General features: G+C 69.4%; 11 protein-coding genes. 5 read left to right on the forward strand and 6 right to left on the reverse strand.

Translation table 11 applies throughout. The annotated features are described in order from the left end of the window. Positions 1 to 4 precede the first annotated feature (4 nt). Both ACT4N3_RS12765 and ACT4N3_RS12770 read right to left on the reverse strand, forming a co-directional pair. Complete coding sequence (locus ACT4N3_RS12765; RefSeq protein ID WP_444855604.1) at positions 5 to 1,528, reverse strand: M28 family peptidase; 1,524 nt, start codon at positions 1,526 to 1,528, stop codon at positions 5 to 7. Positions 1,529 to 1,536: 8 nt separating this feature from the next. Beyond that, the gene (locus ACT4N3_RS12770; protein WP_444855605.1) at positions 1,537 to 2,379 is read right to left on the reverse strand and encodes an HpcH/HpaI aldolase/citrate lyase family protein; all 843 of its coding nucleotides are present in this window, start codon (positions 2,377 to 2,379) and stop codon (positions 1,537 to 1,539) included. A gap of 80 nt (positions 2,380 to 2,459) precedes the next feature. Here ACT4N3_RS12770 and ACT4N3_RS12775 point away from each other — a divergent pair, with 80 nt between their 5' ends. Beyond that, positions 2,460 to 3,419, forward strand: a complete 960-nt coding sequence (locus ACT4N3_RS12775; RefSeq protein ID WP_444855606.1) for an SPFH domain-containing protein — start codon at positions 2,460 to 2,462, stop codon at positions 3,417 to 3,419. Further along, positions 3,419 to 3,898 carry an NfeD family protein gene (locus ACT4N3_RS12780; RefSeq protein WP_444855607.1) on the forward strand — a complete coding sequence of 160 codons (480 nt, stop codon included), beginning with the start codon at positions 3,419 to 3,421 and terminating at the stop codon, positions 3,896 to 3,898. Before ACT4N3_RS12775 ends, ACT4N3_RS12780 begins: the two co-directional genes overlap by 1 nt. A gap of 111 nt (positions 3,899 to 4,009) precedes the next feature. On the opposite strand, the gene ACT4N3_RS12785 is transcribed toward ACT4N3_RS12780, so the two are convergent. Then, a complete protein-coding gene (locus tag ACT4N3_RS12785) occupies positions 4,010 to 4,369 on the reverse strand; it encodes a hypothetical protein (RefSeq protein ID WP_444855608.1) in 360 nt (119 codons plus the stop codon). Between the two features lie 154 nt (positions 4,370 to 4,523). On the opposite strand from ACT4N3_RS12785, the gene ACT4N3_RS12790 reads away from it, so the two are divergent. Then, entirely contained in the window at positions 4,524 to 4,880 is a 357-nt protein-coding gene (locus ACT4N3_RS12790; protein ID WP_444855609.1) for a twin-arginine translocation signal domain-containing protein, read from the forward strand. Positions 4,881 to 4,963: 83 nt separating this feature from the next. On the opposite strand, the gene ACT4N3_RS12795 is transcribed toward ACT4N3_RS12790, so the two are convergent. Further along, a complete protein-coding gene (locus ACT4N3_RS12795; RefSeq protein WP_444855610.1) occupies positions 4,964 to 5,362 on the reverse strand; it encodes a hypothetical protein in 399 nt (132 codons plus the stop codon). Positions 5,363 to 5,532: 170 nt separating this feature from the next. Between ACT4N3_RS12795 and ACT4N3_RS12800 the strand changes: the two genes are divergently transcribed. Further along, positions 5,533 to 5,790: a hypothetical protein gene (locus tag ACT4N3_RS12800; RefSeq protein WP_444855611.1), complete on the forward strand. Its 258-nt coding sequence runs from the start codon at positions 5,533 to 5,535 to the stop codon at positions 5,788 to 5,790. A 15-nt stretch (positions 5,791 to 5,805) separates the two neighbouring features. Here the strand turns inward: ACT4N3_RS12800 and ACT4N3_RS12805 are convergent, their stop codons facing one another. Next, the gene (locus tag ACT4N3_RS12805) at positions 5,806 to 5,958 is read right to left on the reverse strand and encodes a hypothetical protein (protein ID WP_444855612.1); all 153 of its coding nucleotides are present in this window, start codon (positions 5,956 to 5,958) and stop codon (positions 5,806 to 5,808) included. Positions 5,959 to 6,098: 140 nt separating this feature from the next. Here ACT4N3_RS12805 and ACT4N3_RS12810 point away from each other — a divergent pair, with 140 nt between their 5' ends. Further along, positions 6,099 to 6,377, forward strand: coding sequence for a hypothetical protein (locus tag ACT4N3_RS12810; RefSeq protein WP_444855613.1), 279 nt, complete (start codon positions 6,099 to 6,101; stop codon positions 6,375 to 6,377). Here ACT4N3_RS12810 and ACT4N3_RS12815 read toward each other — a convergent pair. Next, positions 6,374 to 6,826 (reverse strand): hypothetical protein, encoded by a 453-nt coding sequence (locus ACT4N3_RS12815; protein ID WP_444855614.1) that lies wholly within the window; start codon positions 6,824 to 6,826, stop codon positions 6,374 to 6,376. The two genes, ACT4N3_RS12810 and ACT4N3_RS12815, sit on opposite strands and share 4 nt — an antisense overlap. Positions 6,827 to 6,950 lie beyond the last annotated feature (124 nt).

The following is a 6,950-nucleotide window of genomic DNA, read 5'->3' on the forward strand; positions in this document are numbered from 1 at the left end:
CGCCTCAATTGCTCGCCGCCGCGGCGGGCGCGGGGCGCTGATAGACCGCCGGATCGGCGAGCCGGCGCCCGAGCGCGACCATCAGGCTTGTGTCCTCAGCCGCGCCATCGAGCTGCAGGGTCGGCCCGGGCTGGTCGGCGGGCTGGTGATAGTTGCCGCCGAGAAAGGCCTGGAGCAGCGCCATGTTGGAGAAGGAACCGCCGACCATCACCGAAGGGATGCCGACCTGGGTCAGCTTCCAGCCGTCCTGGCGCTGGACGAAAGCGTTCGCCTCGTCGTCGCCGTCGAGCCGGCGGCCCATTTCGCGCACCGTCTCGTCGATCACCCGGTCGAGCGCCGGCACGCCGCGGCCGAGCACCGCCACCGGCTCGCCCGCCGGATGGATGGCGATTGTGTCGAGGTTCACGGCGGCGGCGATCGACGCCGCCGGCACGACCGGATGGGCGGCGAAATATTCGGCGCCGAGCAGGCCCGTCTCCTCCGCCGTGGTGGCGAGGAACAATATGTCGCGCGCCGGACGGGGCTGGCGCGACAGGCGGCCGGCGATCTCGATCAGGGCGGCGACTCCGCTCGCATTGTCGACCGCGCCGTTGCAGATCCGGTCCGCCTCGCCTTCCGGGCGGCAGGTGCCGAAATGATCCCAATGGGCAAGGTAGAGCAGGCTCTGATTGGTCGATCCGCTGCCGCGCAGCCGGCCGATCACATTGTTGCTGGTGTAGCGCTGGACCGTCGTCGTCCCCTCGATCGAGGCGGTGGCGTTGAGCGCGACCGAGCGGAAAGAGGAGCCAGGCTGATCGTTGAGCAGCCGCTCCAGATTGCCCCCGGCGGCGGCGATCAGCCGCTGCGCGGCGGCAAGCGGCATCGCACCGGCGACGCGCGGCACTGCGGTCGAGTCGAGCCGGGTCGTGCCGCGGGCGAAGGTGCGCGCGACGACCGGGAACGGCACCGATTGGTCGACGATCGCGATCACCGCGACGGCGCCGGCCTCGCTCAGCGTCCGCATCCGCTCGGCGAGCGAGGGGAAGCCCGGTACGCCCTGCGGCCCCTGGAGCAGGATCAGCGCCACCGCGCCCTGGAAGTTGGCGCCGGCGAGCTGGTCGATGCCCCGGTCGGGCAGCCGCGCGCCATGGCCGGCGAAAATCACGGGCGCATTGGCGATCGTCTCGCTCGCCTCGCGGCCGAGCAGGATCAGCTCGTCCGCCGCGATCTGGACGGGACGGCGCGCGCCGGTCCAGCTCGTCCGGTTCGTGCCCGGCACCCGCTCGACCAGCCGCACCGGCTGGAACCAGCCGCCATTCTCTCCCGCCGGCTCGACGCCGCGGGCGCGCAGCTGCTCGGAAATGTAAGCGATGGTCAGCCGCTCGCCCTCGGTCGCCGGCGCACGACCTTGGAAGGCGTCGCTGGCGAGCTGATCGATATGGCGGCGCAGGTCGGCCGGCGTGACAGGTGGGTCGGCGCTCTGACCGAGCGCGGGTGCGGCGAGGAGAAGCGCGAAAGGCGCGGCGGCGCGGACGAGGCGGGTGAACATGCGGCTGCTTAAGGAGCGGCCTCCCGGCTGGCAAGCGATTCGCGGCCCCGCTCCGCCTTGGCGAGCAGCGCCCTGGCCTGAGCCACATGCAGCGCCTCGACCATCCTCCCCTCGTGCCGCTCCGCGCCCTCGGTTTCGGCCGCGACCAGCCGGCGCGCGGCAGCGATCTCCGCCTCGGAGGGTGAGAAGGCGCGGTTGATCGTGGCGAGCTGGCTCGGATGGATCGCGCTCTTGCCGTCGAAGCCGAACGTCCGCCCCTCGTCGCATTCGGCGGCGAACCCGTCGAGATCCTCCAGCCCGTTATAGACGCCGTCGAACGCGGCGATGCCGTGCAACCTTGCCGCCAGCACGATCGCCTGCAGGCTGTAGCTCAGCCCCGCGCGCCCGCCGCCCGGCGGCAAGCCCAGCGCGAGTCCCAGATCGTTGGTCCCGGCGATCAGCGCGTCCGTCTCGGCCGCGATCGCCCGCGCGTTGGCGACGCCGGCCGGCGTCTCGATCATCGCCAGCACATGGTGCGAGAAGAGCCGTCCGGCGTCGTGCACCTGCGCCGTCGCCTCCGCCTTCGGCAGGACGATGCCGACCTCCTTCAGATAGCGGAAGGCGACCACGTCCGCGCCGAACAGGTCGCTGCCGAACGCGTTGATCCGGACCGCGACGTGCCGCCCTTCAAAGGCGGAAACGGCCTCGACGGCGGCCGTCCGCGCCTTTGCCTTGTCCTCCGTCCGCACCGAATCCTCGAGGTCGAGGATCACCATGTCGGCTGGCAGCTCCCGCGCCTTCTCGATCGCGCGCGGGTTCGAGGCCGGCAGGAAGAGCAAGGAGCGACAAAGGTGAAGATCGTTGACCACCATGGAGCGAGCCCTCCCGATTCCGCTTGGATACGCGTTGCTTTCTCTACATGATATCAGGCGCAGCGTCGGGAGGAATCGCCATGGAAATGATCGTGATGATCGTCGTCGCGTTCATCATTCTCTATCTGTTCGCGAGCGTGAAGATGGTCCGCCAGGGCTATCAGTACACGATCGAGCATTTCGGCCGCTTCACCAAGGTCGCCGCGCCCGGCCTCAATTTCTACCCGGCCTTCTTCTACCGGGTCGGCCGCAAGGTGAACATGATGGAGCAGGTGCTCGACATTCCGGGCCAGGAGATCATCACCCGGGACAACGCGATGGTGCAGACCGATGGCGTCGTCTTCTTCCAGGTGCTCGACGCCGCGAAGGCGGCTTATGAGGTTTCCGACCTCTATCTCGCCATCATGCAGCTCACCACGACCAACCTGCGCACCGTGATGGGCTCGATGGACCTCGACGAGACGCTGTCGAAACGCGACGAGATCAACTCGCGGCTGCTGGTGGTGGTGGATCAGGCGACCGAATCCTGGGGCGTCAAGATCACGCGCGTCGAGATCAAGGACATCCGCCCGCCCGCCGACATCGTCAACGCGATGGGCCGGCAGATGAAGGCGGAGCGCGAGAAGCGCGCCAACATTCTCGAGGCCGAGGGCAGCCGCGCCTCCGCGATCCTCAAGGCGGAGGGTCAGAAGCAGAGCCAGATCCTGGAGGCCGAGGGCCGCCGCGAAGCCGCCTTCCGCGATGCAGAGGCCCGCGAGCGCGAGGCCGAGGCCGAGGCCAAGGCCACCCAGGTCGTCAGCCAGGCGATCGCGGGCGGCAACGCCCAGGCGATCAACTATTTCATCGCCCAGAAATATGTCGAGGCGATCAGCCAGTTCGCGACCTCGCCCAATGCCAAGACGATCCTCTTCCCGGTCGAGGCGACCCAGCTGATGGGGACATTGGGCGGCATCGGCGAGCTCGCCAAGGAGGTGCTCGGCCGCGACCGCGAGGCAGCGGCCGAGCTTGAGGCGCGGCGCGGGCCGTTCGAGGATCGGTGATGGACCAGCTGGCAGGCATCGACGCGCATTGGTGGTGGCTGGCGAGCGCGGCCCTGCTCGCCATCTTCGAGATTTTCGCGCCCGGCGTGTTCCTGATCTGGATGGCGGCGGCGGCGGCGGTGACCGGCATCACCGTCGCGCTGATGCCGATCCCGCTCGCCGCCCAGCTCGGTCTGTTCGCCTTGCTCGCCATCGCCGCGGTGGCGGGCGGCCGCCGCCATTATGCCAACAACCCGGTCGGCAGCGACGACCCCCTGCTCAACGATCGGGCCGCCCGCCTGATCGGCGAGACGGTGACGGTGGTGACGGCGATCGTGGGCGGCGAGGGCCGGGTGAAAGTCGGCGACGGCGTCTGGTCCGCGCGCGGCGCGGACGCGCCCGAAGGCGCGCGGGTCGTGGTGACCGGCGCGCAGGGCAATTGCCTCAAGGTCCGCCTGGCCCCGCAGCAGCCGCAGCTTCCGGAGAGCGAACCCGAATGACTCGCTCCCCTCCCGGCCTTCCGGGAAGGGATCAAGGGGTGGGGCGGCAAAGCCGCTTCTTCAGCAAGGAAAAGCCACCCCCGGCCCCTCCAGCAAGGGCTGGAGGGGAGGCTAGTTGAACAGCCCGCGCGCCATCCCGGCGATGTCGTTGATCGGGTTGCCGTCACCGTCCCGGTCGAGGCCGGAGAGCACGCCGCCTTGCCCGGTCAGCTGGGCCATCAGCCCGTCGAGGCCGCCCTCGCCGAGCTGCGCGGACAAAGCCGGCAGCAGAGCCTGCAGCGATTCCAGCGACAGTCCCGTCTCCGCCGCCGCACCCGCCGCCGCCGCGTCGCCGCTCTCGCCGCCGCCGATCCGCGCGAGGATCGCGTCGATCCCCTGCCGCACCTGATCCGGATCGAGCCCCGCCTGCGCGCCCAGCGCGCCGACGTCGATATTGCCGCCCTGCCCGAGCAGATCGTTCAGCGTCGGCATGCCTGCGTCTCCCTTTCGAGTCGGACCGGAGCCTAGCACGGATCGCAGGCGCGCCGCACGCCGTCCGGCCCCCGTCAAATGTCCGGTTGCGCCGCCGGCCATTCTCGCCGATGCTGTGATTTGGGGTGCGTAACGACCCCTGGGGAGATGAAGTATGAGTGAGACTCGGAAACTGTCCCGGCGCTCGTTCCTCGGCCGGGTGGCCGGCGGCGCCGCGGCTGGCGCGCTCGCCATCACCGTGGGCGCGACGCAAGCCCAGGCGCAAACCGACAGCGATCCTTATGATCCGGCCGGTGGCGGGCGCGGCCGGCGTCGCACCGGCGTCACCGATCGCGATCCTTCCGATCCCGTCGGTGGTGGCCGTGGTCGCCGCCGCCGCAGCTATCGCAGCGGCATCACCGATCGCGATCCGGGCGATCCGGTCGGAAACGGCCGCGGTCGTCGCCGTCGTCGTCGCAGCTGCACCGACAGCGATCCTTCCGATCGGGCCGGCAACGGGCGGCGCTGCTGATCGGCCTTTCGCCTTAGGGCGAATAATGAAAAGGTGCGGGGCGGGAACCTGTTTTCCGCCCCGCTTTCGCCTTTGCGCTACGCCTATTGGCAGCGGCTGAAATTCATCGCGTTCCCGCCGGCGGCGACCGTCATCCGGTCGTCGCCGCTGCGCGTGACAGTGCTGACCTCGGTCGGCGCATTCTGATTGACGACCGTCAACTGGCTCCCCTCCAGCGTCCACCTGCCGTTGTTCGGCTGCACGGTGCCGTCCTCGCGGAAGTCCAGCGCGTTTGCGCAGTCGCCGTCCATGCCCCAACGGCCGACGATGAAGGCGCGATCGACTGGCGCCCCGCCTTCGACCGGCGCCGCATCGGCGCTGTTCTGCGGCGCCGGTGCGGGCACCGCCGCGTTCGTCTGATTGCCGCCGATGACGATGTTGTTCATCGGCGTGACCTGCACGCTGCAGCCCGCCACCAGGACGGACGCGCTCAGCGCGAGCAAGGCGCTCCTCGATTGCATAGACCCCTCCTTCGGCCCGCCCCGGCGGTCGCCGCCAGGATCATCGCGGAGGCGGCACTTTCTGCCCGCTTGCACCGGGGCGCAAGCGGGATTCGGACGTGGACCGAAACGGGCGCGGATGCGTTGAGCGACGGAAACAGGAAGGACTCGCCATGCGCATCCTTATCGCCGCCCCGCTGCTGCTCGTCGCCGGTTGTTCGGTCCAGAACGACCCGCGCAACGGCCAGACCACCATCGGCTTCGACGAGACGATCGTCACCAACACCACCAACCAGCTGGGCAACGCCGTGGAGAGCACCGCGGCCGAGCTGAACCGGGCCGGTCAGGAGCTCCGCAACGAGGCCCGCAGCATCGATGTCGACGTCGATATCCGGCGGCGCCCGCCGGGCAATACCGGCAACTCGAACTGACGCCGCGGCCGGCGGCTACCAGCCGCGGTTGCGGGGCGCGGTGAAGAAGCCGTAGGCGCCGCCGACGACGGCACCGAAGATCGGCCCGACGAACGGCACCGGGATCGCGATCAGCGCGCCGATGCCCGCCGCGATCGCCGTCCGCTTCGCCACAGGATTGTCTAACATGGCCTCATCCTTTCCATAGGTGTATTATAAGAATAATACGCCACATGTCCAGAGGCCCGCCGAAACGAGATCCCCTGATTGCATCGGAAAGGCTTTCGGGAGATGATCTCTCCGTCGGCCAAGACCAGGGAGGAAGCCCGATGAGACGGCGGCTCGATCGACGGTCCCTGTTGCAAATCGTGGCGGGCGGCATGGGCGGAGGCGCGCTGCTCATCGTTCTCGGGCCCGCCGCCGCGCAGCCGGGCACTGGCGCGCGGCGGCGGCGAAGCAGGCGACGCCATACCGGCCTGCGCGATCTCGACGCCGGACCGACGGCCGATCCCGAAGGCTATGGCCGCGGGCCGGCCAATTGCCTTGACCATGATCCGGTCGATCCGGCGAACATCGCCCGCTGTCCGCGCAAGCCGCTGCGGCGCTAGGCGGCGAGGCTTGGGAGCCTGACCCGGTCCGGCTCCACCCGCCTCAGCCGCGCCTCTTTCGAAAAGAGCAGCTCGCGCGAATAGAAACGCAGCGGCCAGTCCCGCCGTCCCTCCGGCGCCTCCAGCAGCGCGTTGACGCGCTCGACCAGCGCCCTCCCCTCGTTTCGCGCCAGCGCGGCGCGGACGGCGCGGATCATGACCTGGGTGATCGTCTCGTGATAGCCTTCGCTGTCGCTGTTCACGCCGCCGACGCTCTCATTGTAGCGACGGATGAGGCGCGGCAGATCGCGCTCGGGCGTGATGTCGGGCCGTTCGAGGATGATCCAGGCGCAGGTCGAAAGGTGCGCCTCGTGGGTCCATTCGGGTTTGGGAAGCGCGCACGCGATCATGCGCTCGCCGATCGAGCGGATCGTGGCGTCGTCGCCGAACAGGCGGGGTTTGTGGTCCATGGGTCGGGTTCCTTTTGCACAAAAAGAAGGGAGCGCGCGGGCCGGGCCAGCGCGCTCCCCGTGAAAGAGCGAAAAGAATGCGGCGGTCAGGCGGCGGGGTTTATAGGGTCCGCGTGTTGTTTCT

Origin of the sequence: Sphingosinicella sp. (assembly GCF_052388015.1) — a bacterium.
Taxonomy (GTDB): domain Bacteria; phylum Pseudomonadota; class Alphaproteobacteria; order Sphingomonadales; family Sphingomonadaceae; genus Allosphingosinicella.

What these genes read in the sequence shown, in the direction of transcription:
- ACT4N3_RS12770 (WP_444855605.1), bottom strand. Translation starts at nt 2,379, where the DNA reads ATGGTGGTCAACGATCTTCACCTTTGTCGCTCCTTGCTCTTCCTGCCG.
- ACT4N3_RS12800 (WP_444855611.1), top strand. Translation starts at nt 5,533, where the DNA reads ATGCGCATCCTTATCGCCGCCCCGCTGCTGCTCGTCGCCGGTTGTTCG.
- ACT4N3_RS12775 (WP_444855606.1), top strand. Translation starts at nt 2,460, where the DNA reads ATGGAAATGATCGTGATGATCGTCGTCGCGTTCATCATTCTCTATCTG.
- ACT4N3_RS12815 (WP_444855614.1), bottom strand. Translation starts at nt 6,826, where the DNA reads ATGGACCACAAACCCCGCCTGTTCGGCGACGACGCCACGATCCGCTCG.
- ACT4N3_RS12805 (WP_444855612.1), bottom strand. Translation starts at nt 5,958, where the DNA reads ATGTTAGACAATCCTGTGGCGAAGCGGACGGCGATCGCGGCGGGCATC.
- ACT4N3_RS12785 (WP_444855608.1), bottom strand. Translation starts at nt 4,369, where the DNA reads ATGCCGACGCTGAACGATCTGCTCGGGCAGGGCGGCAATATCGACGTC.
- ACT4N3_RS12810 (WP_444855613.1), top strand. Translation starts at nt 6,099, where the DNA reads ATGAGACGGCGGCTCGATCGACGGTCCCTGTTGCAAATCGTGGCGGGC.
- ACT4N3_RS12765 (WP_444855604.1), bottom strand. Translation starts at nt 1,528, where the DNA reads ATGTTCACCCGCCTCGTCCGCGCCGCCGCGCCTTTCGCGCTTCTCCTC.
- ACT4N3_RS12780 (WP_444855607.1), top strand. Translation starts at nt 3,419, where the DNA reads ATGGACCAGCTGGCAGGCATCGACGCGCATTGGTGGTGGCTGGCGAGC.
- ACT4N3_RS12790 (WP_444855609.1), top strand. Translation starts at nt 4,524, where the DNA reads ATGAGTGAGACTCGGAAACTGTCCCGGCGCTCGTTCCTCGGCCGGGTG.